This is a genomic window from Micromonospora sp. NPDC005206 (assembly GCF_040608175.1).
In the GTDB taxonomy this organism is placed as follows: domain Bacteria; phylum Actinomycetota; class Actinomycetes; order Mycobacteriales; family Micromonosporaceae; genus Micromonospora.
The window spans coordinates 82,073-108,725 of sequence record NZ_JBEXHU010000022.1 but is presented as its reverse complement, the minus strand read 5'-3'; the positions used below and the strand labels follow the sequence as shown (position 1 = coordinate 108,725).

The following is a 26,653-nucleotide window of genomic DNA, read 5'->3' as shown; positions in this document are numbered from 1 at the left end:
GGGCACTGTCGACTAGCGTCTTCCTAGCGCCACAGCCATCGCGTTCGCCGCCGACGTCGACACGCCTCCGGCCGACCCCAGCCTGCCCGTTCGGTTGGTAATCGCGGGAAGTCCCACCGCCATTCCCCCGGTTCGCCAGGATCGTCCCAACGAGGAGGTGCCGTCGTGCAGGACACCCGCGCTCTCGCCCTGACGTTCGAGGTGAGCGGCCTGCCACCGGTCAAGACCGAAGCGTTGTCCATCTTCGCCGCCGGGCACCGGCAGGCGACGAGGGTCCGCACCCTGCTCCAGGCCGCCCTGGCGGCGGCCCAACGCACCGGCTGGACGCCGTTGCCCGGGCCGATCGAGGTCGACCTGGTCCTGCGCTGCCCGCCCGGGCACCGTACGGCCGACGCCAGCACCCTGCTCGGCGGCGTCTGCGCGGTGTTGCAGGACAAGAAGCGGGTGACCAGCATCGGCCTGGCCCACCTCGGCGTCCTGGTGGACGTCGCTCTCTTCGACGACGACCGGCAGATCCGCCGGTTGTCGTACCACGAGGAGCCGGCGGAGGACTTCTCGTACCAGGTGCGGGTCGCCGCCGTACCGGCTGAGGTTTGACCGACGGACGCGGTGGGGTACCGCCGACGCCGACGAAGGGAGCACCATGTCGGAGCCACATGTCACGCTCGACCCGCGCGGGCTCGACCCGGTGCAGCAGAAGCTGCGCGGCCCGTTGGAGGATCAGCTGACCTCGGCGCTCCAGGCCGCCACCGACCGGGTCCGCGCCGGTTACGCCGGCGAGCCGGTCGAGCAGGTCTGCCAGCGCCTGTTGGACGAGACACGCTCCGGGCTGCATCCTGACATCGCGGCCGGCTTCAACCCCGACATGGACGAGTTCTGCCGGGTGGCGGTGGCGATCGTCCGCGGCGGCGAGGTCTCCTGATCCACCGGCCCGCCCCGGGCTCAGCTCAGTAGCGGCGCATCTGGGCGTACGGGCTGAGCACGATGCGCGGCGACAGCGCCGGGTCCAGCCAGGTCAGCACATCGACCAGGTCATCGTGTGCGAGGGAGACACAGCCGGCGGTGGCGTTGCCGGCGCTGGTGCTGAACTGGTGCAGGAAGATGCCGCTGCCCGCGTTCGGCACCGGCTTCGACACGTTCGGCGGCATGTTGTAGGTGATCACCGCGAAGTGTGTGTACGCGGGCACCTCCGTCCACAGCGCCTCGCTGGCCCCGCCGGGGTTGGTCGAGCTGTGCTGGAAGGTGTTGTACAGCGACGACGACGGGTTCTCGTTCCACCAGTCACCGCTGACCAGCCGGTGGTACGGGTACCGCACGCCCGGGTTCGCGTCGATGCCGTACATGGTCGGGCCGATCGAGTAGACCCCGGTGGGGGTGGTCGGCACACCCTCCACGTGGTTGTCGCTGAACCCCTTGGAGCCGATCCGGGCGGGCACCAACCCCGAGGCGGGCATCCAGCGACCGCTGATCCGCACGTACGCCTCAAGGGTGGCGTAGGTGGTCGTGGAGCTGGTGGTGCCGACGATGAGCACCTGCTTCGTCTGCGCCGGCAGGGTTGTCAGCCGCGCGGCCAGGTTGCGGCGCGGCCAGACCGAGCCGGTGGATGCGGACACGGTCGCGACGCCCCGGGCCGGCGCGGGTCTGCTCGCGCCGAGCGCGGGTGCCGCCGGGCTGAGCAGGGTCGGCGCGGCCAGGCCCGCCGCGGCGCCGAGCAGGAGCGATCTGCGCTTCATTCCACCATCCTGACAGTCGGCCCGGCACGCGGCTGTCCCGCCCGCCGGGAGGAGTGGTCGATTGGTTGGCCGGGTCAGGACCGGGTCCGCAACTGCCCGGCCCTGACCCCCGGTCATCCGGCATGGGAGCGGACAGCTCCAGCACCCCTGCCGCGCGCGGGCGTGGCTCAACGCCCACGCGGCTCGACAGGGAGGCCGGCCGCCCTGCACTCAGCTCCACGGTGCCCACTCGCCGGACGCCCGTTCGCCCCCGGCACACCCCGAAAGGCCGTGGACGCCGGCACAGGCTAGGCAGGCCACGGCGGGTCGGACAAGCCAGGCAGGACCGCCGGTGGCAGGACTTATCTCACGGGGAAAAACCGTCATGTCGGCGTAACGCGACCATGATCGCCGACGCTGTTCGGTCTCAGAGCGGTCAGAAGTGCCGCAGCAGGTCGCGGAACGCGGCCAAGCGCAGCACGCGGGCGTCGGTCGGGTCCAGTTCGTCGTCCTCCAGCACCCAGGTGTTCTCATTCGGAATGAACACCGCGTTCAGCCCGGCCGCGCGGGCCGGCAGGATGTCCGACTTCGGAGAGTTGCCGATCATCCAGGCGCCGGCCGGCTCGAACCCGTGCTCCCGCACCAACCACCGGTAGGTGTCGACGTTCTTCTCCGCGACGATGTGCGCGGCTCCGAAGTGGTGCAGCAGCCCGCACGCGTCCAGCTTGCGCTGCTGCTCCACCTGGTCCCCCTTGGTCAGCAGCAGCAACTCGTGCCGACCGGCCAGCTCGTCGAGCGCGTCGGCCACCCCGGGCATCAGCTCCACCTGGTGCTCGACCAGGGCCACCGCCAGCCGCTCGATCTCCTGGCGCTCGGCGTCGGTGGCCGGTCGCTCACGCAGCCGCTCCAGGCACTCCGCCAGGCTGCGCAGGAAGACCTTGCTGCCGTAGCCGTGCGCCACCGTGTTGGCCCGCTCGATGTCGTCGAGGACGGCCCGCAGCTCCACCCGGTCCAGTGTCGGGTGGTCGAGCCAGGCCAGGAAATCGTCGATCACCCGCTCGAACACGACGTTGTTCTCCCACAACGTGTCGTCCGCGTCGAAGATCAGCACCTGCGCCTGCCGGCGCGCCGCCTGGTCCACCGTCATGCCGCCCCCCTTGTGATCAACGCTCCTGACGGTTCGGGACCTTAGGGCATGGCGCGAGGCGCACCCAAGGATTTTCCATCCGACTCGGCCGCCAGGCAGGGCCACCGCAACAACCGTTCCGCGATCATCGTCTCCCGCTCCTCCTGCGCCTCCGGACGCAACCGGCCACCCCGGGTGAGCATGACCATGCCGTGCAACAGACTCCAGCCCACCTCGGCCAGGGTGTCCGGATCACGCCCCTCGGCCAGCGGGGTCAGGGCCGCCCGCAGCTCGGCGAACACGCCGCGGGGAGCGGCCGGCACGCCGTCCACGCCGAGGGCCAGGTCGGGGGTCAGCGCGAGCATCGCGTCGTAGACCTCCGGATTCGCGTACGCGAAGTCGAGGTACGCGCTCGCCACCGCTGGCCAGACCCGTTCCGGATCGCCGGTCGCCTCCGCGTGCGCCTCGGCCAGGTCGGCGGCCAGGTCGGCGAAGGCGCACACCGCCACGGCGGCGAGCAGCGCCTCCTGATCGGCGAAGTGCCGGTAGAGGTCGCCGACGTCGACCTCGGCCCGCTCGGCCAGCCGCCGAGGGCTCACCCCCGTCCAGCCCTCGACCTCGGCCAACTCCCGCGCGACCGTGACGATGAGGTCGCGTCGGTCCTCTTCGGTGGCTCCCTCGGCAGATCCGGACACGACCACGAGCGTAAGTCGAAGACACCGACGGCAGCCGCGCGGTGACAGATTGGTGACTGTCCGTGCCGGACGGTCAGTGCCGCACCCGGCGCTTGGTCGTTAGGTGATGGGATCACCGGGACGGGAGGGCACGTGGTCATGGGACGGCACCCGGCGGGCGGATGAGTGAGAGGGGCGACGCGCGGCTGCTCCGCACCGAGAGCAGTCTCCAGCGAGCCACCTTCCTGGAACTCTTCCTCGACTTGGTCTTCGTCTTCGCGCTCACCAGGATCTCGGCCCGGTTGATCACGGATTTTACCGGTACCGAACGCGGCGCGCTCGCGGGTCTCGGTCAGGCCCTGCTGCTGCTCCTGGCCCTGTGGGCCGTCTGGTCGTTGACGGTCTGGTCGACCAGTTGGCTGAATCCGGAGGCGCCGGTAGTCCAGACCGTCATCGTCATGACGATGGCCGGCGCCATGGTGATGGCCGTCGCGGTGCCCGACGGCTTCGGCGCGCGGGCCTCCCTCTTCGCCGTCACCTACGTGACCCTCCAGATCGGCCGGGTGCTGTACTTCCACATCGCCGGACACGGCCGGCCGGATTCGCGGCAAACGATCCGGGTGCTGGTCTGGCTCGGCTTGAGCGCACCGCTCTGGGTCGTCGGTGGGCTGATCGACGATGGCACGGTTCGTGGGTCGCTCTGGACCATCGCCGCGCTGGTCGACTATGTCGGGTTGTTCCTCGGGTGGCCGACACCCCGGGTCGGCGCGCAACGGATCGGCGGACAGACGATAGCGGCCGAACACCTGGCCGAGCGGTACCAACAGTTCCTCCTCATCGCGCTCGGCGAGGCGATCTTCGTCATCGGGTTGGCCTTCAGCGGCAGCCAGTTCCACACCGCGCAGACGGCCGGCTTCACGCTGGCGTTGGCGACCACCGTCCTGCTCTGGCGGATCTACTTCCACCTGGCGGGAGGCGTGCTGGGTGCGGCCATCAGCCGTTCCCGGGACGCCCCCCGCCTGGCCACCGACATGGCACTCGCCCACCTGGTCATGATCGCCGGGGTCGTGCTGACCGGCGTGGGCTTCGAGCTGTTCATCACCGAGCCACTCGGTGACCTTCCGGCGCCCTGGCTCATCGCCGTCCTCGGCGGCCCGGCGGTCTTCCTCGCCGGACGATCGGCCCTCGAATACCAGGTCTTCGGTCGGGTGTCCCGATCCCGGACCGGTGGCCTGCTGGCCCTCGCGCTGCTGACGCCGGCAACGCTCCACCTGCCGCCCCTCGCGACCGGCGCGGCCACTGCCGTGGTGCTCCTGGGCGTCACCTACGCGGACGCGCGACGCTCACACCGCCGACCAGCGGAACAACCTGCACCACCGGTCTAGCCTGGCGGGGCTCAGTGCCAGTCGCTGATCCGGACGTCGTCCGGGGCCGGCCTGCCACGCCCGGTCTCCACAAGCTCCTTGAGACTCATGAGGAACATCGCCCACTTGGTGCTGCAGTGGTGCATGAACTCGACCGGCTCGCGCCAGCCCCCGTGGGTGAACTGGACGATGGTGTACTCACCGCGCTGGTCGAGGCGCCAACCGATCTCGGTGCCGATCCACTCCTCAGGGCCGTCAATGACCCGCCACCGCACGTGGCCGGAGGGGTCGAGCTGCACGACCTCCATGTCGAAGCCACCGACGTCGCCGAACCGGAAGGCCAGGCGTCCGCCGACCTCGCTCTTGCCGACCGTGTCGGTCGTCCACCAGCCGGCGATGCCCTCTGGAGTTGCCACCGCTCGGTAGACGTCGTCGAGTGAAGCGACGACTCCGACCCGGTGCAGGATGTCCACCATGTCACTCTCCCTGGTTGTCGTTGCGGTTGTGCTCGATGGCCTCGGCGATCCGCCTGATCCGGCGGAGGCGGGCGTCCCAGGTGGCACCGACCGCTGACATCTGGGCGGCGGCGCGGGCGAGCTGCGCCTCGTCGACCTGGTAGTGCCGCTCGCGACCGGCCGGCGCGGCGTGCACCAGACCGACCCGGTCCAGGACGGCCAGATGCTTCGAGACGGCCTGGCGGGTGACGGGCAGCCGCTCGCTCAGTGACGTGGCGGTGCCCGACCCCCCGGCGAGAAGAAGGTCGATCATCGTGCGCCGGAGTGGGTCGCCGATGGCCGACCACAGGTCGTCGTCGACCGCGGTGCTCATGAGGTGGCGACCAGCCGCGCAACGTACGTGCCCAGCGCGGGAATGTAGTGGTCCCACCCGCTCACGTGGTCGCGGTACTGCTCCTCGATGACAGCGACCTCCCATCCCATCTCGCGGAACCCGGTCTCGGTCATGCGGATCTGGGTTCCCGTACCGGTCGGGGCCAGCTCGAAGGTGACCAGCAGCGAGGGCCCGCTCCGGGCCGGGTCCGAGTAGCACCACCGGAAAGAGAACCGCTTCGGAGGGTCGACCTCGACGACGGCGAGGGCGACGGTGTTCGTCTCGCCCGTCGCCGCGTCGCGCCACACAAGCTCACCGGGCGCGCCCGCGACCGGCTCGAACCGCGCGTCGTCGGGCCACCACTCCCGCATGTGCTCGGGCCGACTGATCACCTCGAAGACCACCTCGGGCGATGCGTCGACGTGAATGTCCCGCTCGATGGATCCGTGTTCCATGCCACCCAACCTTTCGCAACCTTTGGTTGCGTAAGGCTACAACATCCAGGACGCGACGCGCAACCTTTCGTTGCATGTTGAGTGGCGCGGCCAGCCCGCATGATCGGTGCTCGAACCAGGATCGAGTGGCCTCCGAACGCCGGGGACACCACTACAACATTGATCGAGCACGATCATGCCGGCGCCGCCGCCGACAACGCCGACGCCGCCGCCGGACGCGCGGGCGGCGGCGGGGTCAGCGGCGCAGGGTGAGGATCAGGTCGGCCACCAGCGCCGTCCAGCCCGTCTGGTGCCAGGCGCCCAGCCCGGCCCCGTTGTCGCCGTGGAAGTACTCGGGGAACGCGATCAGGTCCCGCCAGTCCGGGTGGGTCTGGAACAGGCGCGCCGCCCCGTAGATCGGACGTCGACCCCAGTCGTCCTGGGTGAAGAGCGAGATCAGCCGGGCCGAGAGGTCGTCGGCGATCTCGTCCAGCGTGCGCTTCACCCCGGAGCGGGTCGGGTACTCCACCTGAAGGTCGTCGCCGAAGAACGCCGCGTAGTCGCGCAGCGCGCTGATCAGCAGGAAGTTCGTCGGCATCCAGATCGGGCCGCGCCAGTTCGAGTTGCCGCCGAACAGCCCGCTGGTCGACTCCGCCGGCTCGTACCCGACGGAGAACTCCTGCCCACCGAGGGTGACCGAGAACGGCTTGTCGAGATGCGCGCGGGACAGCGTACGGAGGCCGAAGTCGGAGAGGAACTCGTCGCTGTCCAGCATCCGGGCGAGCAGCCGCACCACCTGCTCCGGGCCGACCATGGACAGCAGCCGCTGCTGGCGGCCGTCCGGGCCCAGCCGGCGGGTGCCGATCACCTCGGCGTACTCCGGTCGGTTGGTGAGGAACCAGCGCAGCCGGGCGCCCAGCTCCGGCAGCTGGTGCAGGGTCCGGGCGGTGAGCCGGGTGGTGGCGGCCAGCGGCAGCAGCCCGACCACCGACCGGACCTTCAGCGGCACCTTCGTGCCGTCGGCGAGCCGCAGCACGTCGTAGAAGAAGGCGTCCTCGTCGTCCCAGAGCCCCTGCTCGTACGCGGCGGCGGCGATGTACGCGAAGTGCTCGAAGAACTTGGTGGCCGTGTCCACCCAGGTGCGGTCGTGCTCGGCCAGCACGATCGCCATGTCCAGCATGTTCAGCGCGTACATGGCCATCCAGCCGGTGCCGTCGGACTGCTCCAGCACACCGGCCACCGGCAGCGCCGCCGACCGGTCGAACGGCCCGACGTTGTCCAGCCCGAGGAAGCCGCCCTCGAATACGTTGTTGCCGCCGGTGTCCTTCCGGTTGACCCACCAGGTGAAGTTGAGCAGCAGCTTGTGCATCACCCGGGCCAGGAACTCGTAGTCCCGGCCGCCGTCGATCTCGAACACCTTGAGCGCCGCCCACGCGTGCACCGGCGGGTTCACGTCACCGAACGCCCACTCGTACGCCGGGATCTGCCCGTTGGGGTGCAGGTACCACTCGCGCAGCAGGAGCAGCAGTTGCGCCTTGGCGAAGCCCGGGTCGACCCGGGCGATGCTCACGCAGTGGAAGGCCAGGTCCCAGGCCGCGTACCAGGGGTACTCCCAGGGATCGGGCATGGAGATGACGTCGAAGCTCGTCATGTGCCACCAGGCGCTGTTGCGCCCGTGGCGACGCCCGGCCGGCGGAGTCGAACCCGGGTCGCCGTCCAGCCAACGCTTGACGTCGAAGTGGTAGAACTGCTTGCCCCACATCAGCCCGGCGATGGCCTGCCGGGCCACGAGCGCCTCGTCGGGCGTGGCGGCCTCCGGGATCACGCCGGCGAAGAAGCGGTTCGCCTCGGCACGCCGCGCCCACACCACCGCCTCGAAGCCGTCGCCGAGATCCGCCCGGGGCGGCGGGGCGGCGGCCGGCGGCGACGCGGTGCGGGTCAGCCGCAGCCGGATCTGACGCTGTCCGCCGGCCGGCACGTCGAGCACGTAGTGCAGTGCGCCCTTGGTGCCCTCCCTGGCCGGGTTGACCGTGGCGGCGCCGTTGACCACGTGGTCGTTGATGCCGTCCTTCGGGTAGCGGGACCGGCCGGGCAGGCCCCAGAGCCGCTCGGCGTTGGTGTCGTTGTCGCAGAGCAGCGGCACCGGGTCTCCGTCGCCCTCCAAAAGAAGTTGGCCGAGCACCCGGTGCTCGCCGACCAGCCGCGCGCCCTCACCGGTCAGCCGGGGAATCCGGTCAGCGCCGGGCAGGCCCCAGGCCCAGGTGTTGCGGAACCACAGGCTGGGCAGCACGTGCAGGGTGGCGGCCCGGTCGCCCCGATTGGCCACGGTCACCACCATGCACAGGTCGGTCGGGGACGCCTTGGCGTAGTCGACGCTGACCGCCCAGTACCGGTCGTCGTCGAAGATCCCCGTGTCCACCAGCTCGTACTCGGTGTCGTCCCGGCCGCGCTGCGCGTTCACCGCGACCAGCTCGTCGTACGGGAAGGCGGCCTGCGGGTAGTGGTAGCGCCAGCGCATCCAGGAGTGGGTGGGCGTGGAGTCCTCGTACCACCAGTACTCCTTGACGTCCTCGCCGTGGTTGCCGCCGTCACCGCCGAGGCCGAACATCCGCTCCTTGAGGATCGGGTCCCTGCCGTTCCACAGCGCCAGGGCGAAGGCGAACGTCTGCCGGTCGTCGCAGACGCCGGCCATCCCGTCCTCATTCCAGCGGTAGGCTCTGGACCGCGCGTGGTCGTGCGGGAAGTAGTCCCAGGCCGTACCGTGCTCGCTGTAGTCCTCCCGCACCGTCCCCCACGCCCGTTCGGACAGATAGGGACCCCATGCGCGCCAGTCCTGCTCCCCCGAGTCGGCCTGGGCGAGCCGGAGCCGCTCGGCGTCGGGTGGCGAGGCGTCGGAGGACGAACGGTCAGAGATCACGTGCACATCTTTGACGTCGCCGCGGTACTTGACCACAGCAGCCATTCTCGTCGTGGCGTGTTACACCCCGCCGCCGGTGGAGGAAAGTTGATCGACATTCACTTCGGCCCGCAGGTGTGCGGCGAGCTGACCAGCGCGGCCAGCCGGGAGTGGCTGGTGCCCGACGGCGTCGGCGGGTACGCGATGGGCACCGTCGCCGGGCTGCGGACCCGGCGCTACCACGGTCTGCTGGTGGTGCCCGGTGAGACGCCGGCGTCCCGCCGGGTGGGACTGGTCAGCCTCGACCCGTCGGTCACCCTGCCGTCCGGCGCGCGGGTCCGGCTCGGGGCGCACGAGTGGTCCTCCGGGGACGTCGACCCGCGCGGCTTCGAGCTGCTGGAGCGCTTCGACCTGGTCGACGGGCTGCCCCGGTGGCGGTGGCGGATCGGCGCGGTGGTGATCGAGCGGGAGCTGGCGATGCTGCCCGGCCGCTCCTGCGTGGCGGTGGTGCACCGGCTGGTGGCCGGCGGGCCGGTCCGGCTGGAACTCTCCGCCGCCTGCACCTGGCGTGACGCGCACGGCGAGCGGCGGGCCGACGGCCCGACGCCGCAGGTCGAGGCGGTGGCCGACGGCGCGGTGGTCGAGGGGGCGTACCGGCTGGCCGGCCCGGGCTGGACGCCCGAGGGGCAGTGGTGGCTGGGTGTGCACCACCGCGAGGAGGCGAGCCGGGGGCTGCACCCCGACGAGGACCTCTGGTACGCGGGCCGCTTCGCCGGCGATCTGCGGCGCCCCGGTGACACCGTGTCGGTGCGGGCCTGGGCCGGCCGGCTCGACGAGGAGCCGCCGCCCGCCCCGGAGATCGTGGCGACGGCCCGGCGGCGCAACCGTCAGGTGGTGGCGACGGCGAAGCCGGCGGACCCGGTGGAGGCGACGCTCGCGTTGGCCGCGGACGCGTTCGTGGTGCGTACCGGCCGCACGGCGGTCGACGTGGTCGCCGGCTACCCGTGGTTCGGCGCGTGGTCGCGGGACACGATGATCTCGTACGAGGGGCTGTTCCTCTGCACCGGTCGCGCGGACGAGGGTCGGGAGCTGCTGCGGGCGTACGCGGCGACGCTGTCCGAGGGGATGCTGGCCAACACGGCCGACACCGGGCGGGTGGAGTACAACACCGTCGACGGCACGCTGTGGTTCCTGCACGCGGTGAGCCGGCACGTCACCGTCACCGGTGACACCGACCTCGGCGACGAGCTGCTGCCCGCGCTGCGCACGGTGATCGACGCGCACGTTGCCGGCACCCGCTACGGCATCGCCGTCGACCCGGCCGACGGGCTGCTCACCCAGGGCGCCCCGGGCACCGCGCTGACCTGGATGGACGCCCGGGTGTACGGGGTGCCGGTCACCCCGCGTACCGGCAAGCCGGTCGAGGTCAACGCGCTGTGGATCAACGCGCTGGCCGGGCTCGCCGAGCTGACCGAGCTGGCCGGTCGGGACGCGGCCGAGCTGCGGCGACGGCACGGGCAGGCCACCGCCTCGTTCCGGGACCGCTACCCCGCGCCGGGCGGCTGGCTGCACGACGTGCTGGACGCGCCCGCACCGGCGTACCCGCTGGGCGGGGCCGCCCTGCACGACGACGACTCGCTGCGCCCCAACCAGCTGCTGGCCTGGTCACTTCCGTTCGCGCCGCTGGAGCCGGACGAGGCGACGCTGCGCCGGGTCGCGGCCGGGCTGCTCACCCCGCTCGGGCCGCGCAGCCTCGCCCCGGAGTCGCCGGAGTTCGTCGGCCGGCACCGGGGCGGCCCGGCCGAGCGGGACGGCGGCTACCACCAGGGCACCGTCTGGCCGTGGCTGCTCGGCCCGTACGTGGACGCCTGTCGCCGGGGCAAGATGTCGGTCGATGACATGTTCGTCGGTATTGAGTCCCATCTGACCGAGTTCGGGCTAGGCTCGGTGAGCGAGACGGCCGACGGCCTCGCGCCGCACGCCGCGACCGGCTGCCCGTTCCAGGCATGGTCGGTGGCCGAGCTGCTGCGGGTGCGCCGAAAGGGCCAGTAGCGCTTTACACGACCGCAACGGCGGTGTCTCCGCTGGTTATCTCGCCCCCGGCAGGATTGGTCCGAGATCCAGACGCGACGGCGGGCACCGGCTCCGGTGCGGTCGGCGCGCGCCCGGACACAACCAGAGGGGGCCGCATGTCACCCGACGCCCACGTGATCGACATCCACCCCGCCCGGCAGCTGCGGGTGCTGATGCTCTCCTGGGAATACCCGCCGGTGCTCGTCGGCGGCCTCGGCCGACACGTCCACGCCCTCTCCGTCGCCCTCGCCACCGCCGGCCACGACGTCACCGTCGTCACCCGCCACACCGACGGCGCACCCCTGGAGGAATACGCCGACGGCGTACGCATCCTGCGCGCCCCCGAAGACCCCGTCACCTTCCCCCTGGCCACCGAATCCCTCCTCGCCTGGACCATGGCCTTCAACCACACCCTCACCCGCACCGCCCTACGCGCCACCGAAGCCGGCACCTACGACGTCATCCACGCCCACGACTGGCTCGTCGCCCACACCGCGATCACCCTCGCCGAGCACCTGGACCTGCCCCTGGTCACCACCATCCACGCCACCGAGGCCGGCCGGCACCAGGGCTGGCTGCCCGAGGAGATGAACCGCACCATCCACGGCGTCGAGCACTGGCTCAGCGGCTCCTCCACCCGGGTGATCACCTGTTCGGCGTACATGCGCGAGCAGGTGACCGCGCTGTTCGACCTCCCGGCCAGCCAGGTCGACGTGGTACCCAACGGGGTCGACAACCGGGCCTGGCGGGCCCGGCCACGCGCGGTCGCCTCGGCCCGGGCCCGGTTCGCCGCGGACGGCCCGCTCGTCGGGTACGCCGGCCGACTGGTCTACGAGAAGGGCGTACAGCACCTGGTGCACGCGGTGCCCCGCCTGCGCGAGCGGCACCCCGGGCTGCGCGTGGTGATCGCCGGCGACGGCCCGTACCGCGCCGAGCTGGAGGACGAGGCCCGCCGGCTCGCGCTCTGCTCGACCGTCCACTTCACCGGCTTCCTCGACGCCACCCAACTGCCGGCGGTGCTCGGCGCCACCGACGCCACCGTGGTGCCCAGCCTCTACGAGCCGTTCGGCATGGTGGCGCTGGAGGCGGCGGCCGCCGGTGCGCCACTCGCGGTGGCCCGCACCGGCGGGCTCGCCGAGATCGTCGAGCCCGGCGTGACCGGCGTGACGTTCCCGCACAGCGACCCGGACGCCCTCGCCGGCGCGGTGGGCCACCTCCTCGGCGACGAGGTCTTCGCCCGGCGGGTCGCCCGCCGGGCGCGCAGCATGGTCGTCGAGCGGTACGGCTGGGCCACCATCGCGGCCCGCACCGCCGCCAGCTACACCACCGCCAGACGCGAGCACGGCCCACTTCAGGCCCGCCGGATCGCCGCCCAACTGGCGGGCGGACGTACCCGGATCGCCATCCCGGAGGGCAATCTGCTCGCCGCGGCCGACCACGCCGCCTGCTGAGCCGAGGCGGACGACCGATAGGTGACTCCCGATCCGCTGGTTAGGGTGTATCCCGGACAGCGGCTGAGGAGGAGCGTGCGCAGGTGCTGATCGCCGGTCGGTACCGGCTGCTCGACCTGGTGGGTCGCGGGGGCATGGGCCGCGTGTGGCGGGCCCGCGACGAGATGTTGCACCGAGAGGTCGCGGTCAAGGAGGTCGTGCCGCCGAGCTGGCTGGCCGACCACGAGCGGGCCGAGCTGCGCTCGCGCACCCTGCGGGAGGCGCGCGCCGCGGCCCGGCTCAACCATCCCGCCGTGGTCCGGCTCTACGACGTCGTCCCGGCCGAGGACAGCCCCTGGATCGTGATGGAGTACGTCCCGTCCCGCACCCTGCAGGACGTGCTGGACGCCGGGGGGCCGTTGGCTCCGGCCGAGGCGGCCCGGATCGGCCTGGCCCTGCTCGGCGCGTTGCGGGCCGCGCACACGGCCGGGGTGCTGCACCGCGACGTCAAACCGCAGAACGTGCTCATGGCACATGACGGGCGGGTGCTGCTCACCGACTTCGGGCTGGCCACGTTCGACGGCGGCGACGGGGCGATGACCCGCCCCGGCATGGTGCTCGGCTCCCCGCAGTACGTCGCCCCGGAGCGGGCCTCCGAGGCGGTGTCCACCGTGGCCGCCGACCTGTGGTCGCTCGGGGCCACCCTGCACACCGCCGTCGAGGGCCGCTCCCCGTACGCCCGCAGCACCGCGATGGCCACGCTGAGCGCGCTCGCGGCCGGGCCGCCGGACCCGGCCCCGCACGCCGGGCCGCTCGCGCCGGTACTGGCCGGGCTGCTGCGCCGTGACCCGCGCGACCGTCTCGACCACGAGGCGGCCCACCGGCTGCTCACCGCCGCCGCGACCGGCCACACCGGCCCGCTCCCGGTGCCCGACGGGACAGAGTCGGCAGCGGATCCGGCCGACCATCCCGACACGTCCACCGACCTGTCCGATCAGGATCCCACCATCCCGCTGCCCGAACCTGGCCGACCCACCGCCGCCCGGGCCGGGGCCCCGGGTGATCCGCCCGCCGGAGACGCCGCCGAGCGGACCGACACCCCTGGCGGGCAGGCGCCCGCTCGGGCGGTCGGACGACCGGCCGGGCGGACAGCCCGCCGGGCGGGGCTGGTCGTCACGGCGCTGCTGGTGGCGGCCGCTGCCGGCGTCGGCACCGCGCTGGCCGTCAGCGACGACGAAGCGGCGGACACCGCCGAACGGTCGACCAGCGCGCCGCCGACCGACCGTCCGCCCGACGGTGACGGCCCGGGCGGGCCGCACGGTCACGGCCCCGACCGGCCGGGCCGGCCGCCGGGCGGGGGCGCCTTCCCCCCGCCACCGTTTCCGTGCGTCCGCCCGGACGCCGTCGGTGCGCCGGCGCCGCCCGCGTCGCCGCCTCCCGGCGAGCGCTTCCGGCCGCCGGCCGGCTGGGTCTGGCACGCCGACCCCAGCGGCTTCCGGGTCTCCGTGCCCGCGACCTGGCATTACTCCCGTGACGGCGAGGTGGCCTGCTTCCAGGACCCGGCGACCGGACGGGCGTTCAGCGTCGCCGAGGGCGGCGCCACCGACCCGCTGGCTCGGCTGACCGCGATGCGGGACGCGGCGGCGGAGGTCGGGGCGCTGCCGGAGTACGACGAGGTCCGGCTCGCCGGGGGCGACGGCGGGGCGGAGTGGGAGTCCCGGTGGGCGGCGCCCTACGGCGCCCGGCTGCACGCCCGGCAGCATGTCGCCGGAGCACCCGCCGGTAACGGCCGCTGGACGCTGGGCTGGATCACCGACGACCGGGACTGGACCGCCGCCACCGCGGACTGGACGACGGTGCGAACGAGTTTCCGACCACCCCGTTGACCTGCACCGTGTGGGCCGGTTCGGTGTGCGGTCCGGGGTGGATCGAGGCCGCGCGGTGGATGAGAAAAGCCGCGCCGGTGGCTATCGTGTAACACGGGGTGACCGAGGGGGAGCGACTGTGCAGCAGTTGCTGATCGCGGGTCGGTACCGGCTGCTCGACCTGGTCGGCGCCGGCGGCATGGGCCGGGTGTGGCTGGCCCGCGACGAGATGCTGCACCGCGACGTCGCGGTGAAGGAGGTCGTGCCACCGTCCTGGCTGGCCGAGACCGAACGAGCCGAGCTGCGGCTGCGGACCCTGCGCGAGGCGCGTACGGCGGCCCGACTCAACCACCCCAACGTGGTCCGCATCTACGACGTGGTGCACGACCGGGAGAGCCCCTGGATCGTGATGGAGTACGTACCGTCCCGGTCGGTGCAGCAGATCATCGGCGCGGAGGGGCCGCTGAACCCGCAGCGCACCGCCCGGATCGGGCTGGCCGTTCTCGCCGCGCTGCGGGCCGCGCACACCGCCGGTGTGCTGCACCGCGATGTGAAGCCGCACAACGTGCTGGTCGCCGACGACGGGCGGGTGGTGCTCACCGATTTCGGGCTGGCCACGTTCGACGGCGGCGACGGGGCGATGACCGAGCCGGGCATGGTGCTCGGCTCGCCGCAGTTCGTCGCGCCGGAGCGCGCCCGCGAAGGGGTGTCGAATCCCCGTACCGACCTGTGGTCGCTGGGTGCGACGCTCTACGCGATGGTCGAGGGGCGTTCGCCGTACGCCCGCTCCAGCGCGATGGCGACGCTCAGCGCGCTGGCCACCGAACCGCCGGACCCGATGCGCCGGGCCGGGTCGCTGCACCCCGTGCTCACCGGCCTGTTGCAGCGCGACCCCTGGCGGCGGTTGACCGCGGCGGAGGCGGAGCCGCTGCTGCGCGGCGCGGCGGCGGACGACGACCCGCCCACCGAGCCGGCCCGCTCCGCCGCGGTGGCGGCCGTACGCAGCGCGGGCCGCGCCGCCGTGCCCGCCGCTCCGACCGGTTGGCCCTCCCCGCCCGGCGACCCGCCGGCGTCGACCGACCGGCCGGCGACCCGACCCGGCCGCTGGCGTCGGCGGATGCTCACCCTGGGCGGCGCGGCGACCGCGCTGCTCGCCGCCAGCGGTGTCGCGTTGGCGCTGGTCAACCGCAACGACGGCCGGACGCCACCGTCCGGCGCCGGGGGCGGCGAGGCCACCCCCCGCCCGGCCGCATTCGCCTGCGCGACGCCCCCGCCACCGACGGCCACCCCGGTGCCGTCGGTGCCGCAACCGGCCGACGCGCGGTACCGGCTGGTGAAGGGCTGGACGTGGCACGACGACCCGGCCGGGTTCCGGATCGCCGCGCCGGTGGGCTGGCTGCGCTGGACCGAGGAGTCGACGACCTGCTTCCGGGAGTCCGGCGGGCCTCGGATCCTCAGCGTCGAGGCGGGGCCGGCCCGACCCGACCCGGTGGCGTACTGGAAGGCGGAGGAGGCCCGGCTCACCGGCGGCGAGGCGCTACCGGGCTACCGCAAGGTGGACATCTCGGCGCTGGACATCTTCGAGGGCGGCGCGATCTGGGAGTGCGGCTGGAAGAACGCCGCCGGCGAGCGGGTGCACAGTTTCCGGCTGCTGGCCAACACCTCGGCCGGGCGCGCCTTCACCGTCTCGTGGTTGACAAAAGAGTTCGACTGGCAGGTCAACGCGACATACTTGCCGATGATCCGGCAGAGCTTCACCCCCGCACTCTGACGTTGTCCACCGTGGACCGACCGGAGGATGCCCCTGCGGCGCCGCCGCTAACTACAGTGGCGTAGTTTTGGCGCTCAAGATCCCTGGGGAGGGTGAGCCGAGATGATGGGACCGTCGCACGCGCTGTCCGGCGCGGCGGTGTGGTTGGCCGGGTCCTGGGCACTGGACCAGTTCGCCGACTACCACCAGTCGCCACTCGCGTTGGCGGTGGGCACCGCGGTGTGCGCGGGTGGCGCGCTCTTTCCCGACCTCGACATGTCGGGCAAGGTGACCCGCAACCAGGGTGGCGCGACCGTGGCCCGCACCTTCGGGGTCTTCTCGCTCTTCGCCGCCGAGGTGATGGAGAAGATCTCCCTCGGGGTCTACTACGCCACAAAGCTCAGCAAGGACCCGCGCCGCAACAACGGGCACCGGACGCTGACCCACACGCTTCCGTTCACGGTTCTGATCGGGTGGGGCACCACCGCGCTCTGCGCCGCGTACGGCAAGTGGGCGGTGATCACCATCCTGTTCTTCATGTTCGGCCTGGCCCTGCGCGGGCTGTTCGACAAGTGGGCCGAGCGGGCGGGGTGGGTGATCATCACCCTCGCGTCGGCCGGAGCGGCCTGGTTCACCTTCGCGAACCTGCCGGGTGGGCGCGGCTATCCGCTGATCGGTACCGCCGTCGGCGTGGGCTGCTTCGTCCACATTCTCGGTGACATGATCACCCGAGCCGGCGTGCCGATCCTCTGGCCGATCCCGATCAAGCGGCGCATGTGGACGATGATCGGCCTGCCGAACGGCATCGCCCTGCGTACCGGCAGCAAGGCCGAGGTGGTCGTGCTGCGTGCCGTGCTGACCGTCGTGGCGGCGCTCGCCATGGCGGGCCTGGTCGCGCCGTCGGTGTTGCAACGGTTCAACATCGAGATATGACCGACCCGGGCGCGCAGTCACCTCCGGAGGCTGACGAGCGGGTGCCGGATTTCTGGCGCGCACTGGGGCTGCCAGGGCTGGCCGACGTGCACGTGCACTTCCTGCCGCCGCGACTGCTGCGCCGGGTGTGGGCGTACTTCGACGCGGCCGGCCCGCTGGTCGGCACCGAGTGGCCGATCCGTTACCGGTGGAGCGACGCCGACCGGGTGGCGCACCTGCGCCGGCTCGGGGTACGCGCGTTCAGCGCGTTGGCGTACCCGCACCGGCCGGGCATGGCGGCGGACCTGAACCGCTGGACGTTGGAGTTCGCCCGCGCCACCCCGGGCTGCCTGCCCTCGGCCACCTTCTTCCCCGAGCCGGACGCTCCCGGCTACGTCGAGGAGGCGCTGACCGGCGGGGCCCGGCTGTTCAAGGTGCACGTGCAGGTCGGCGGGTTCGCGCCGACTGACCCGGCGCTGGACCGGGTGTGGGGGCTGCTGGCCGACGCGCGTGTGCCGGTGGTGGTGCACGCCGGGCACGCCCCGGTGGGGACCACGCACACCGGGCCGGACCTGTTCGCCGCCCTGCTCGCCCGCCACCCCCGGCTGACCGCCGTGGTGGCGCATCTCGGCGCCCCCGACTACCGGGCCTTCCTTGATCTGGCCGAGGCGTACGAGCGGGTCCGGTTGGATACCACGATGGCATTCACCCCGTTCTTCGACCGGTTCGTGCCGTTCCCCGCCGACGAGCTGCCCCGGCTGCGCGATTTGGGGCTGGCCGGCAAGGTGTTGCTGGGCAGCGACTTCCCGAACATCCCCTACCCGTACGCCGACCAGTTGACCGGGCTGGCCCGGCTGGACCTCGGCGACGACTGGCTGCGTGCGGTCTGCTGGGACAGCGCCGCCACCCTGTTCGACCTGCGCTGACGCGCCACCCGCCCGAGCCCCACGCGCTCCCGGCTCCCGGCTCCCGGCTCCCGGCTCCCGGCTCCCGGCTCCCGGCTCCCGGCTCCCGGCTCCCGGCTCCCGGGATTGTGCTGGATCCCTCGGGATGTTGCGCGATCCGGCGGGCCGGGCGGGGTCCCTCGATTGCCTTTGCTCTGCTTCAACGACCGCAACACCCACTGTCCGGATACCGGACGGCAGGTGTTGCGTGGAGTGAAGCAGAGCAAAGGCGGCCACAGACCACCCGTGGGCCGGGGCCGGGGCCGGGGCCGGGGCCGGGGCCGGGGCCGGGGCCGGGGCCGGGGCCGGGGCCGGGGGCCCGGGGGCCGGGGCCGAAGCTACGAGGCCGCCGGGCACAGGACGCCGCAGGACGCCGGGCAGGACGCGGGATGCGCGGCGACGGGCCCGGCTAGCGGGCCAGGTGCAGGGCACGGGCGGGCCAGGTGCGGGCTGCCGAGGAGGGCCCGCGGGGCAGCGGCGTCTTTTCGACATCGGCTATTGACGTCGCCGTAACAGGTGGCCTAGCGTCTGTCGAAACGCTTCGTCGAAACGCTTCGACGATCATTCGGGAGCGATCCCACGCCGGGCCGGAGGAGGTGCGCGGTGGCCACCATGCACGACGTCGCCCGCCTCGCCCGGGTCTCGGTCAGCACCGTGTCGTACGTGCTCACCGGCACCCGACCGATCTCCCAGGCCACCCGGGACAAGGTGCTCGCGGCGATGGCCGAGCTCGACTACCAGCCCAACGCGATGGCCCGTGGCCTGGCCAGCCGGCGCAGCCGGATCCTCGGTCTGCTGATGCCGATGGACGAGCGGGGCCTGGGCGCGACCGAAACGGCCTTCGTCACCGGCGCCGCCGCCGCGGCCAGCGCGGCCGGCTACCACCTGGTGCTCTCCCCCGTCGGCGGCGGCGACCTCGACGACCTGCGGCGGCTGGCCAGCCAGCGGATGCTCGACGGGGTCGTGCTGATGGAGGTGCAGCTCGCCGACGAGCGGGTCACCGTCCTGCGGGACGCCGGCGTCCCGCTGGTGTTGATCGGCCGCACCGGCGACACCAGCGGGCTCTCCTACGTCGACATCGACTTCGAGCAGACCGTGCGGGAGGCCGTCGCCCACCTGGTCGGCCTGGGCCATCGGAGCATCGTCTACGTCAACCACTCGGCCGCCACGCTGGCCAGCGGCTACGGCCCAGCCTTGCGTACCCGGCACGCCTTCGTCGCGGCGATGACCGGCCACGGCCTGGAGCCGTTGATGATCCCGGCCGAGGACAGCGCCGCCGGTGGGCGGGCGGCTCTGGCCGCCGCGTTCGCGCAGGCTCCGGAGCTGACCGCCGTGCTGGCCATGAACGAGACCGCGATCTTCGGCATCCTCGGCGAGCTGACCGGTCGGGGCCTCTCGGTGCCCGAGGACGTCTCGGTCGTCTCGATGGTCACCTCGCCGCAGGTCGCCGAGCTGGCCACCCCGGCGCTGACCGCGATGACCTCGCCCGGCTCGGCCCTGGGGCGGATCGCGATCGAGGCGCTGCTGCGCCACCTGGACGGTCCCGGCGACGAGCGCCACCAGCAACTGCTGCCATGCGCGTTGGAGATCCGGGGATCGACCTCCGTGCCACGACGGCCCGCACCGGACGCACCTCGGCGGTCGCCGATCGGCGGGGGCTGACCAGCGAAAACGGCCCGCCGCCGCGCGGCAACGCGACGACGGGCCCAGTGAAGTACCGGCTAGATACTCAACGAGGAGGATAGCAATGCAGCGATTCCGCCGGATCGTCGCCGCGATCGCCCTGGCGGCGACCGCGACGACCACCGTGGCCGCGTGCGGCGGTGGTGACAGCGGGGACGACAGCGGGGCCAAGACCCTCAAGCTCTGGCACTACGAGAGCGCCAACAGTGCCATGGGGGTCGCCTGGGACCGGGCGATCGAGATCTTCAAGGCCGAGCACCCGGGCGTCGAGGTGCGCTTCGAGCGCAAGGCGTTCGAGCAGATCCAGCAGAACGCCGGGATGATCATCAACTCGTCCGAAGGCCCGGACATCATGGAGTACAACAAGGGCAACGCGACCGCCGGCCTGCTCTCCTCCCAGGGCCTGCTCACCGACCTGAGCGCCGAGGCCGACAAGCGCGGCTGGGCCGGCAAGCTCAGCCCCAGCCTGCAGACCACCGCCCGCTACAGCGACAAGGGCGTGATGGGCTCGGGCAACTGGTTCGGCGTGCCGAACTACGGCGAGTACGTCACGGTCTACTACAACAAGGACCTCTTCGACAGGTACGGCGTGAAGGTGCCGACCAGCATGGCGGAGATGACCGCCGCGATGGACACCTTTGTCGGCAAGGGCGTCGCCCCGCTGGGCATGGCCGGCGCTGAGTACCCGGCCGGTCAGCTCTTCTACCAGCTGGCGCTGGCCAAGGCGGACCGGCAGTTCGTCGACAACTACCAGCTCTACAAGAACCCGGTGGACTTCAAGGCCGACCCGCTGAAGTACGGCGCGGACACCTTCGCCGACTGGGTGGGGAAGGGTTACGTCGCAAAGGACTCGGCGAGCCTGAAGGCCGAGGACATGGGCACCGCGTTCATCGGCGGCAAAACCCCCATGATCGTCTCCGGTAGCTGGTGGTACGGCCGGTTCAAGGCCGAGATGAAGGCCAACTGGGACACCTTCCTCTTCCCCGGCAACACCCTGCACGCCGGCTCGTCCGGCAACCTCTGGGTGGTCCCGGAATCCAGCAAGGCCAAGGGCCTGGCGTACGACTTCATCGACATCACCCTGCGTCCGGAGATCCAGGACCTGATCGGCAACAACGGTGGCGTCCCGGTGGCCGGTGACCCGGCGAAGATCAGCGACCCCAAGGACCGGAAGTTGATCGAGGACTTCAACACGGTCAGCAAGCAGGACGGCCTGGCCTTCTACCCGGACTGGCCGGTTCCCGGCTACTACGACGTGCTGGTCTCCGGCTTCCAGGGCCTGATCAACGGCTCCAAGTCGCCCGACCAGGTCCTCGACTCGATCGCCGGGCCGTACGCCGACGGCGTCAAGGAGATCACCGGCAAGTGACACGGCGAGTGGCGGGCGTGACCGGCACGACCGGAGCGCCCGCCCGCTCCACCGGGAAGGATCTTCGATGGCAGCCTCCGAGACCGTCGCCGCCCCGCACCCGCCGGCGACCCCGACCCAGCCCCGGCCCGACCGCGGGCGTCGCGGCCGCAACGCGGCGTACTGGCTCTATCTGCTCCCCGGAGCGGTGCTCTTCATCCTGGTCATCGGCGCACCGCTGGTCGGCACCGGCTACCTGTCGCTGACCAAGTGGTCCGGGGTGGGCGACCCCACCTGGGTCGGCCTGGACAACTACCAGCAGTTGCTGCACGACGAGGTGTTCTGGGCGTCGTTCCGGAACACCGTCGCGATGCTCGTCGCGATGGTGGTGGTGCCGACCCTGCTCGGGCTGGTGCTCGCCTCGGTGCTCTTCGACGTCATCGGCCGGCGGTTCCGGCCGCGCACCGCCGCCGCGCTGCGGGCCGCGTTCTACCTCCCGCAGGTGCTGCCCGTCGTGGTGGCCGGCATCGTCTGGGGCTGGATCCTGCGCCCCGACGGCGCGTTCAACAGCCTCCTCGACGCGGTGGGTCTCGGCGCGCTCCGGCACGACTGGCTCGGCGACCCGGACACCGCGCTGCCCGCTGTGATGGCGGTGATGATCTGGGTGCAGATCGGCTACCCGGTGGTCGTCTTCATGGCGGCGCTGCAACGGGTCGACCCGGAGCTGTACGAGGCGGCCGAGGTCGACGGCGCGAACTGGGCCCACCGGTTCCGGGCGATCACTCTTCCGCAGATCCGGCCGGAGACCTTCGTGGTGGCCCTGACCTGCACCATCGCGGCGTTGAAGGTGTTCGGGCCGATCTTCGCCCTGACCCGGGGCGGCCCGGAGAACGCCACCAACGTGCCGTCCTACTTCGCGTACTACACGTTCTTCAAGAAGCTCCAGGTCGGCTACGGCTCCGCGATCTCCACGGTGCTCACACTGATCATCATCGTGGTGGCCGTGGTCTTCATCTGGATGCAGGCCCGCAGCGAGCGCCGGGATCGGGGGTTCTGAGATGGCCGTCACGCTCATCCCGGCCGAGGGCTCGGTGCTGGCACCGCGCCAGAGCAGGCCGGGCCGTGACCGGCACCGCCGCGGCGCCGCCCGCTGGGTGGTGCTCGCCGTGGTCACGATCGCCGCGCTCGCCATGCTGGTGCCGTTCGCGTTCATGCTGCTCAACGCGTTCAAGTCGCCGACCGACTACTCCTCGGGCGGTCCGCTGAGCTGGCCGACGGAGTTCTACACCAAAGGTCTGCGGACGTACTGGACCACGGTGAACTTCCCGCTGAAGCTGTGGAACTCGGCGCTCATCGCCGGTTCGGTGGCGGTGCTCGGCGTCGTCGTCTCGCTGCTCAACGCGTACGCCCTGGGCATCGGCCGGGTCCGCGGCCGGCTCTGGATCGTCGGGCTCTTCCTGCTGGCCAACATGCTGCCGCAGGAAGCGCTGATCTATCCGCTCTACTACGTGGCAAAGGAGATCGGCCTCTACAACACCCGACTCTCGGTGATCATCATCTTCACCGTGATCCAGAGCGCGTTCGGCACCTACCTGCTCGCCTCGGTGCTGAGCACGTTCCCGCGCTCGCTGCTGGAGGCCGCCTCGCTGGACGGGGCCGGCAAGTGGACGGTGCTGTGGCGGGTGGTCTTTCCCAACCTGCGGCCCACCCTCGCGGTGCTGCTCATCTTCTTCTTCATCTGGACCTGGAACGAGTTCCTGATCCCGCTGGTCATGCTGATCGACAACCAGACGCAGACCATCCCGGTCGCGCTCGCGTCGTTGCAGGGCGACCGCCTGATGGACGCCCCGACCACCAACGCCGGCTCGCTGATCAGCCTGGTGCCGGCCATCATCTTCTTCCTCATCTTCCAGCGCACTCTGGCGCGCGGCATCACGGCAGGAGCCGAGAAGTGAAATTCACCGACGGGTACTGGCAACTGCGCCCCGGCGTCAGCGTGCTGCGCCCCGGCACAGTGGAATCGGTCGAGCCGGACGAGCGCGGCTTCACCGTCTTCGCGCCGGCCGGCCAGATCACCGGGCGCGGCGACACCCTCAACCGGCCCGTGGTCACCGTCCGGTTCTTCTCCCCCGCCCCGGGTGTCGTCGGCGTGACCATCGGCCACCACAGCGGCGGTCTGCCCCGCGAGCCCCACTTCGGGCTGGCCACCGACGACGAGCATCCGGTGACCGTCGACATCACCGGGATCAGCGCGTCGCTGACCACCGGCGAGTTGACCGCCCGGGTCGCGCTCATCGACGGGTGGCGGGTCGACTTCCTGCACGGCGACCGGCTGGTCACCGCGTCCACCGGGCGCAGCGTCGGCGTCGTCACCGACGGCGAAGGCCGCCGGCACGTGCACGAACGGCTCGCCCTCGGCGTCGGCGAGACGGTGTACGGGCTGGGCGAGCGGTTCGGCCCGTTCGTGAAGAACGGCCAGACCGTGGACATCTGGAACGCCGACGGGGGCACCGCCAGCGAGCAGGCGTACAAGAACGTGCCTTTCTACCTCAGCAGCGCCGGCTACGGGGTGTTCGTGGACCACCCGGAGCACGTGTCGTTCGAGGTCGGCTCGGAGGTCGTCACGCAGGCCCAGTTCAGCGTCGAGGGGCAGTCGCTCACCTACTACGTCATCGACGGGCCCACCCCGAAGGACGTGCTGCGCCGCTACACCGCGCTGACCGGCCGTCCGGCCCGGGTCCCCGCCTGGTCATACGGGCTGTGGCTGTCCACGTCGTTCACCACCTCGTACGACGAGAAGACGGTGACGGAGTTCGTCGACGGGATGGCCGAGCGGGACCTGCCGCTGTCGGTGTTCCACTTCGACTGCTTCTGGATGCGCCAGTTCCACTGGGTCGACTTCGTCTGGGACCCGGCGACCTTCCCGGACCCAGAGGGGATGCTGCGCCGGCTGCACGAGCGTGACCTGAAGGTGTGCGTCTGGATCAACCCGTACATCGCGCAGCGTTCGTACCTGTTCGAGGAGGGCCGGCAGGCCGGCTACCTGGTGCGCAACCCGGACGGGTCGGTCTGGCAGTGGGACAAGTGGCAGGCCGGCATGGCGCTGGTCGACTTCACCAACCCGGACGCGGTCCGCTGGTTCACCGGAAAGCTCAAGGTGCTGCTGGACATGGGCGTCGACTGCTTCAAGACGGACTTCGGTGAGCGCATCCCGACCGAGGTGGTGTGGCACGACGGCTCGGACCCGCAGCGGATGCACAACTACTACTCGTACCTCTACAACAAGGCGGTCTTCGAGCTACTGGAGGCCGAGCGTGGGGAGGGTGAGGCGGTGCTGTTCGCCCGCTCGGCCACCACCGGGGGGCAGCAGTTCCCGGTGCACTGGGGCGGCGACTGCGAGTCGACGTTCGTGGCGATGGCCGAGTCGCTGCGCGGCGGGCTGTCCCTGGCGGCGTCCGGCTTCGGCTACTGGAGCCACGACATCGGCGGCTTCGAGGGCACCCCCGACCCGGCCGTGTTCAAGCGGTGGATCGCCTTCGGGCTGCTGTCCTCGCACTCCCGGCTGCACGGTTCCGGCTCGTACCGGGTGCCGTGGGCGTACGACGAGGAGGCCGTCGACGTGCTGCGGCACTTCACCCGGCTCAAGCTCAGGCTGATGCCGTACCTGGCGGGCGCGGCGCAGGAGGCGCACCGCGACGGCATCCCGATGATGCGGCCGATGATCCTGGAGTTCCCGGACGACCCGACCGCCGCGCACCTGGACCGGCAGTACATGCTCGGCTCCGACGTGCTGGTCGCGCCCGTGCTCAGCGCCGACGGGGAGGTCACCTTCTACGTGCCCGTCGGCACCTGGACGCACCTGGTGACCGGCGCGCAGCTCACCGGGCCGGCGTGGGTCACCGAGAAGCACGAGTTCGACAGCGTGCCGGTGCTCGCCCGGCCGGGTGCGATCATCCCGTTCGGGGCGCGCTCGGACCGGCCCGACTACGACTGGGCCGACGGCGTGCAGCTGCGGCTCTACACACCGGCCGAGGGGCAACGCCAACGGGTACGCGTACCGGCGCCCGGGGGCGGGCCCGGCGCGGAGTTCGAGGTGAGCTTCCGCGACGGGGTGGCCACCGCCGAGCTGGTGGCGGGCGCCTCGTCGGCGTACCACTGCGTGGTGGCCGGCACGGAGGTGGCGGCGCGATGATGTCACGTACCTTCCCGGAGAGCTTCGTCTGGGGCTCGGCCACGGCGGCGTACCAGATCGAGGGCGCGGCCACCGAGGACGGGCGCGGGCCGTCCATCTGGGACACCTACAGCCACACCCCCGGCCGGACCTTCAACGGCGACACCGGCGACGTGGCGGCCGACCACTACCACCGCTGGCAGCAGGACCTGGACCACATCGCCGAGCTGGGCCTGGGCGCGTACCGGTTCTCCATCTCGTGGCCGCGCGTGCAGCCGGGCGGCTCCAGCCGCTTCAATCAGGCCGGCCTGGACTTCTACTCCCGGCTGGTGGACGGGCTGCTGGAGCGCGGGGTTCGCCCGGTCGCCACGATGTACCACTGGGACCTGCCGCAGGAGCTGGAGGACGCCGGCGGATGGCCGGTGCGGGAGACCGCGCTGCGCTTCGAGGAGTACGCCGCCGGCGTCGTCGCCGCGCTCGGCGACCGGGTGCACACCTGGACCACGCTGAACGAGCCGTGGTGCTCGGCGTACCTGGGCTACGCCTCCGGCGTGCACGCGCCGGGGCGTACCGAACCGGCGGCGGCGCTGGCCGCGGTGCACCACCTCAACCTGGCGCACGGCCTGGCCGGGCGGGTGGTCCGCGAGCTGGCGCCGGCGGCTGAGCTCTCGGTGACGCTGAACCTGCACGTGATCCGGCCGGAGTCGGACTCGCCGGCGGACGCCGACGCGGTGCGGCGCATCGACGCGCTGGCCAACCGGTCGTTCCTCGGGCCGATGCTCGGCGGGGCGTACCCGGCGGACCTGCTGGCCGACACGGCGAGCGTCACCGACTGGTCGTTCGTCCGCGACGGCGACGAGAAGGTGGCTGCCGTCCCGCTGGACATGCTCGGCGTCAACTACTACTCCAGCACCCTGGTCCGGGCCTGGGACGGGCACTCGGCCCGCTCGGACGCCGACGGTCACGGCGCTTCGGCGCACTCACCGTGGGTCGGCGCCGACGACGTCGACTTCCTGCCTCAGCCCGGCCCGTACACGGCGATGGGCTGGAACATCGACCCCGCCGCGCTGACCGGGCTGCTGCTGCGGCTGCGCCACGAGTACCCCGGTCAGCCCTTGATGATCACCGAGAACGGCGCGGCGTTCGACGACGTCGTGTCGGCCGACGGCACGGTGCACGACGAGCGGCGCGTCGACTACCTGCGCCGGCACATCGCCGCCGTGGCGGATGCCCGCGAGCAGGGCGCGGACGTCCGGGGCTACTTCGTCTGGTCGCTGCTGGACAACTTCGAGTGGGGCTACGGCTACGACCGGCGGTTCGGGATCATCCGGGTCGACTACGACACCCAGGAGCGCACCTGGAAGGACAGCGCGCACTGGTACCGGCGTCTGGTCGAGACCGGGACGCCGGACCAGCCGGCGGACTGACCACGGCTGAGGTGTC

At 71.9% G+C, this 26,653-nt stretch carries 22 protein-coding genes; 15 read left to right on the top strand and 7 right to left on the bottom strand.

What is annotated here, in order from left to right; all coding sequences use genetic code 11:
* Positions 1-165: 165 nt before the first annotated feature.
* Both ABZU69_RS29440 and ABZU69_RS29435 read left to right on the top strand, forming a co-directional pair.
* Positions 166-597: a hypothetical protein gene (locus ABZU69_RS29440; RefSeq protein ID WP_089019976.1), complete on the top strand. Its 432-nt coding sequence runs from the start codon at positions 166-168 to the stop codon at positions 595-597.
* A gap of 46 nt (positions 598-643) precedes the next feature.
* Entirely contained in the window at positions 644-922 is a 279-nt protein-coding gene (locus tag ABZU69_RS29435; RefSeq protein ID WP_121655610.1) for a hypothetical protein, read from the top strand.
* Between the two features lie 25 nt (positions 923-947).
* Here ABZU69_RS29435 and ABZU69_RS29430 read toward each other — a convergent pair whose 3' ends face one another.
* From ABZU69_RS29430 to ABZU69_RS29420, 3 genes are all read right to left on the bottom strand, one after another.
* The gene (locus ABZU69_RS29430) at positions 948-1,733 is read right to left on the bottom strand and encodes a L,D-transpeptidase family protein (RefSeq protein WP_354967559.1); all 786 of its coding nucleotides are present in this window, start codon (positions 1,731-1,733) and stop codon (positions 948-950) included.
* Between the two features lie 415 nt (positions 1,734-2,148).
* Positions 2,149-2,859 carry an HAD family hydrolase gene (locus ABZU69_RS29425; RefSeq protein ID WP_354967558.1) on the bottom strand — a complete coding sequence of 237 codons (711 nt, stop codon included), beginning with the start codon at positions 2,857-2,859 and terminating at the stop codon, positions 2,149-2,151.
* Between the two features lie 41 nt (positions 2,860-2,900).
* Positions 2,901-3,533 carry a WHG domain-containing protein gene (locus ABZU69_RS29420; RefSeq protein WP_354967557.1) on the bottom strand — a complete coding sequence of 211 codons (633 nt, stop codon included), beginning with the start codon at positions 3,531-3,533 and terminating at the stop codon, positions 2,901-2,903.
* Between the two features lie 161 nt (positions 3,534-3,694).
* Between ABZU69_RS29420 and ABZU69_RS29415 the strand changes: the two genes are divergently transcribed.
* Positions 3,695-4,897: a low temperature requirement protein A gene (locus ABZU69_RS29415; protein WP_354967556.1), complete on the top strand. Its 1,203-nt coding sequence runs from the start codon at positions 3,695-3,697 to the stop codon at positions 4,895-4,897.
* 11 nt (positions 4,898-4,908) lie between these two features.
* Here the strand turns inward: ABZU69_RS29415 and ABZU69_RS29410 are convergent, their stop codons facing one another.
* The 4 genes from ABZU69_RS29410 to ABZU69_RS29395 all read right to left on the bottom strand — a co-directional run bounded on the left by ABZU69_RS29410 (position 4,909) and on the right by ABZU69_RS29395 (position 9,100).
* Positions 4,909-5,352 carry an SRPBCC domain-containing protein gene (locus ABZU69_RS29410; RefSeq protein ID WP_354967555.1) on the bottom strand — a complete coding sequence of 148 codons (444 nt, stop codon included), beginning with the start codon at positions 5,350-5,352 and terminating at the stop codon, positions 4,909-4,911.
* A gap of 1 nt (position 5,353) precedes the next feature.
* A complete protein-coding gene (locus ABZU69_RS29405) occupies positions 5,354-5,704 on the bottom strand; it encodes a metalloregulator ArsR/SmtB family transcription factor (RefSeq protein WP_354967554.1) in 351 nt (116 codons plus the stop codon).
* Positions 5,701-6,159: an SRPBCC domain-containing protein gene (locus ABZU69_RS29400; RefSeq protein WP_354967553.1), complete on the bottom strand. Its 459-nt coding sequence runs from the start codon at positions 6,157-6,159 to the stop codon at positions 5,701-5,703. Before ABZU69_RS29400 ends, ABZU69_RS29405 begins: the two co-directional genes overlap by 4 nt.
* Positions 6,160-6,394: 235 nt before the next feature.
* Positions 6,395-9,100 (bottom strand): glucosidase, encoded by a 2,706-nt coding sequence (locus ABZU69_RS29395; protein WP_354967552.1) that lies wholly within the window; start codon positions 9,098-9,100, stop codon positions 6,395-6,397.
* Positions 9,101-9,142: 42 nt separating this feature from the next.
* On the opposite strand from ABZU69_RS29395, the gene ABZU69_RS29390 reads away from it, so the two are divergent.
* The 12 genes from ABZU69_RS29390 (at position 9,143) to ABZU69_RS29335 (ending at position 26,637) form a co-directional block, all read left to right on the top strand.
* The gene (locus ABZU69_RS29390; protein ID WP_354967551.1) at positions 9,143-11,086 is read left to right on the top strand and encodes an amylo-alpha-1,6-glucosidase; all 1,944 of its coding nucleotides are present in this window, start codon (positions 9,143-9,145) and stop codon (positions 11,084-11,086) included.
* 137 nt (positions 11,087-11,223) lie between these two features.
* Positions 11,224-12,558 (top strand): glycosyltransferase family 4 protein, encoded by a 1,335-nt coding sequence (locus ABZU69_RS29385; RefSeq protein ID WP_354967550.1) that lies wholly within the window; start codon positions 11,224-11,226, stop codon positions 12,556-12,558.
* 83 nt (positions 12,559-12,641) lie between these two features.
* Positions 12,642-14,423, top strand: coding sequence for a protein kinase (locus ABZU69_RS29380; protein ID WP_354967549.1), 1,782 nt, complete (start codon positions 12,642-12,644; stop codon positions 14,421-14,423).
* A 118-nt stretch (positions 14,424-14,541) separates the two neighbouring features.
* On the top strand, positions 14,542-16,173 hold the full coding sequence (locus ABZU69_RS29375; RefSeq protein ID WP_354967548.1) for a protein kinase: 1,632 nt from the start codon (positions 14,542-14,544) through the stop codon (positions 16,171-16,173).
* Between the two features lie 102 nt (positions 16,174-16,275).
* Entirely contained in the window at positions 16,276-17,085 is an 810-nt protein-coding gene (locus tag ABZU69_RS29370; protein WP_354967547.1) for a metal-dependent hydrolase, read from the top strand.
* Positions 17,082-17,990 carry an amidohydrolase family protein gene (locus ABZU69_RS29365; RefSeq protein WP_354967546.1) on the top strand — a complete coding sequence of 303 codons (909 nt, stop codon included), beginning with the start codon at positions 17,082-17,084 and terminating at the stop codon, positions 17,988-17,990. Before ABZU69_RS29370 ends, ABZU69_RS29365 begins: the two co-directional genes overlap by 4 nt.
* A 630-nt stretch (positions 17,991-18,620) precedes the next feature.
* A complete protein-coding gene (locus tag ABZU69_RS29360; protein ID WP_354967585.1) occupies positions 18,621-19,670 on the top strand; it encodes a LacI family DNA-binding transcriptional regulator in 1,050 nt (349 codons plus the stop codon).
* Positions 19,671-19,755: 85 nt separating this feature from the next.
* Positions 19,756-21,060 (top strand): extracellular solute-binding protein, encoded by a 1,305-nt coding sequence (locus ABZU69_RS29355; protein WP_354967545.1) that lies wholly within the window; start codon positions 19,756-19,758, stop codon positions 21,058-21,060.
* A gap of 67 nt (positions 21,061-21,127) precedes the next feature.
* A complete protein-coding gene (locus tag ABZU69_RS29350) occupies positions 21,128-22,096 on the top strand; it encodes a sugar ABC transporter permease (protein WP_354967544.1) in 969 nt (322 codons plus the stop codon).
* A gap of 1 nt (position 22,097) precedes the next feature.
* The gene (locus ABZU69_RS29345; RefSeq protein ID WP_354967543.1) at positions 22,098-22,994 is read left to right on the top strand and encodes a carbohydrate ABC transporter permease; all 897 of its coding nucleotides are present in this window, start codon (positions 22,098-22,100) and stop codon (positions 22,992-22,994) included.
* Entirely contained in the window at positions 22,991-25,231 is a 2,241-nt protein-coding gene (gene yicI, locus ABZU69_RS29340; RefSeq protein ID WP_354967542.1) for an alpha-xylosidase, read from the top strand. Before ABZU69_RS29345 ends, yicI begins: the two co-directional genes overlap by 4 nt.
* Complete coding sequence (locus ABZU69_RS29335) at positions 25,228-26,637, top strand: GH1 family beta-glucosidase (RefSeq protein WP_354967541.1); 1,410 nt, start codon at positions 25,228-25,230, stop codon at positions 26,635-26,637. Before yicI ends, ABZU69_RS29335 begins: the two co-directional genes overlap by 4 nt.
* Positions 26,638-26,653 lie beyond the last annotated feature (16 nt).

What these genes read in the sequence shown, in the direction of transcription:
- ABZU69_RS29435 (WP_121655610.1), top strand. Translation starts at nt 644, where the DNA reads ATGTCGGAGCCACATGTCACGCTCGACCCGCGCGGGCTCGACCCGGTG.
- ABZU69_RS29430 (WP_354967559.1), bottom strand. Translation starts at nt 1,733, where the DNA reads ATGAAGCGCAGATCGCTCCTGCTCGGCGCCGCGGCGGGCCTGGCCGCG.
- ABZU69_RS29425 (WP_354967558.1), bottom strand. Translation starts at nt 2,859, where the DNA reads ATGACGGTGGACCAGGCGGCGCGCCGGCAGGCGCAGGTGCTGATCTTC.
- ABZU69_RS29415 (WP_354967556.1), top strand. Translation starts at nt 3,695, where the DNA reads ATGAGTGAGAGGGGCGACGCGCGGCTGCTCCGCACCGAGAGCAGTCTC.
- ABZU69_RS29410 (WP_354967555.1), bottom strand. Translation starts at nt 5,352, where the DNA reads ATGGTGGACATCCTGCACCGGGTCGGAGTCGTCGCTTCACTCGACGAC.
- ABZU69_RS29405 (WP_354967554.1), bottom strand. Translation starts at nt 5,704, where the DNA reads ATGAGCACCGCGGTCGACGACGACCTGTGGTCGGCCATCGGCGACCCA.
- ABZU69_RS29400 (WP_354967553.1), bottom strand. Translation starts at nt 6,159, where the DNA reads ATGGAACACGGATCCATCGAGCGGGACATTCACGTCGACGCATCGCCC.
- ABZU69_RS29395 (WP_354967552.1), bottom strand. Translation starts at nt 9,100, where the DNA reads ATGGCTGCTGTGGTCAAGTACCGCGGCGACGTCAAAGATGTGCACGTG.
- ABZU69_RS29385 (WP_354967550.1), top strand. Translation starts at nt 11,224, where the DNA reads ATGTCACCCGACGCCCACGTGATCGACATCCACCCCGCCCGGCAGCTG.
- ABZU69_RS29370 (WP_354967547.1), top strand. Translation starts at nt 16,276, where the DNA reads ATGATGGGACCGTCGCACGCGCTGTCCGGCGCGGCGGTGTGGTTGGCC.
- ABZU69_RS29365 (WP_354967546.1), top strand. Translation starts at nt 17,082, where the DNA reads ATGACCGACCCGGGCGCGCAGTCACCTCCGGAGGCTGACGAGCGGGTG.
- ABZU69_RS29360 (WP_354967585.1), top strand. Translation starts at nt 18,621, where the DNA reads ATGCACGACGTCGCCCGCCTCGCCCGGGTCTCGGTCAGCACCGTGTCG.
- ABZU69_RS29355 (WP_354967545.1), top strand. Translation starts at nt 19,756, where the DNA reads ATGCAGCGATTCCGCCGGATCGTCGCCGCGATCGCCCTGGCGGCGACC.
- ABZU69_RS29350 (WP_354967544.1), top strand. Translation starts at nt 21,128, where the DNA reads ATGGCAGCCTCCGAGACCGTCGCCGCCCCGCACCCGCCGGCGACCCCG.
- ABZU69_RS29345 (WP_354967543.1), top strand. Translation starts at nt 22,098, where the DNA reads ATGGCCGTCACGCTCATCCCGGCCGAGGGCTCGGTGCTGGCACCGCGC.
- ABZU69_RS29335 (WP_354967541.1), top strand. Translation starts at nt 25,228, where the DNA reads ATGATGTCACGTACCTTCCCGGAGAGCTTCGTCTGGGGCTCGGCCACG.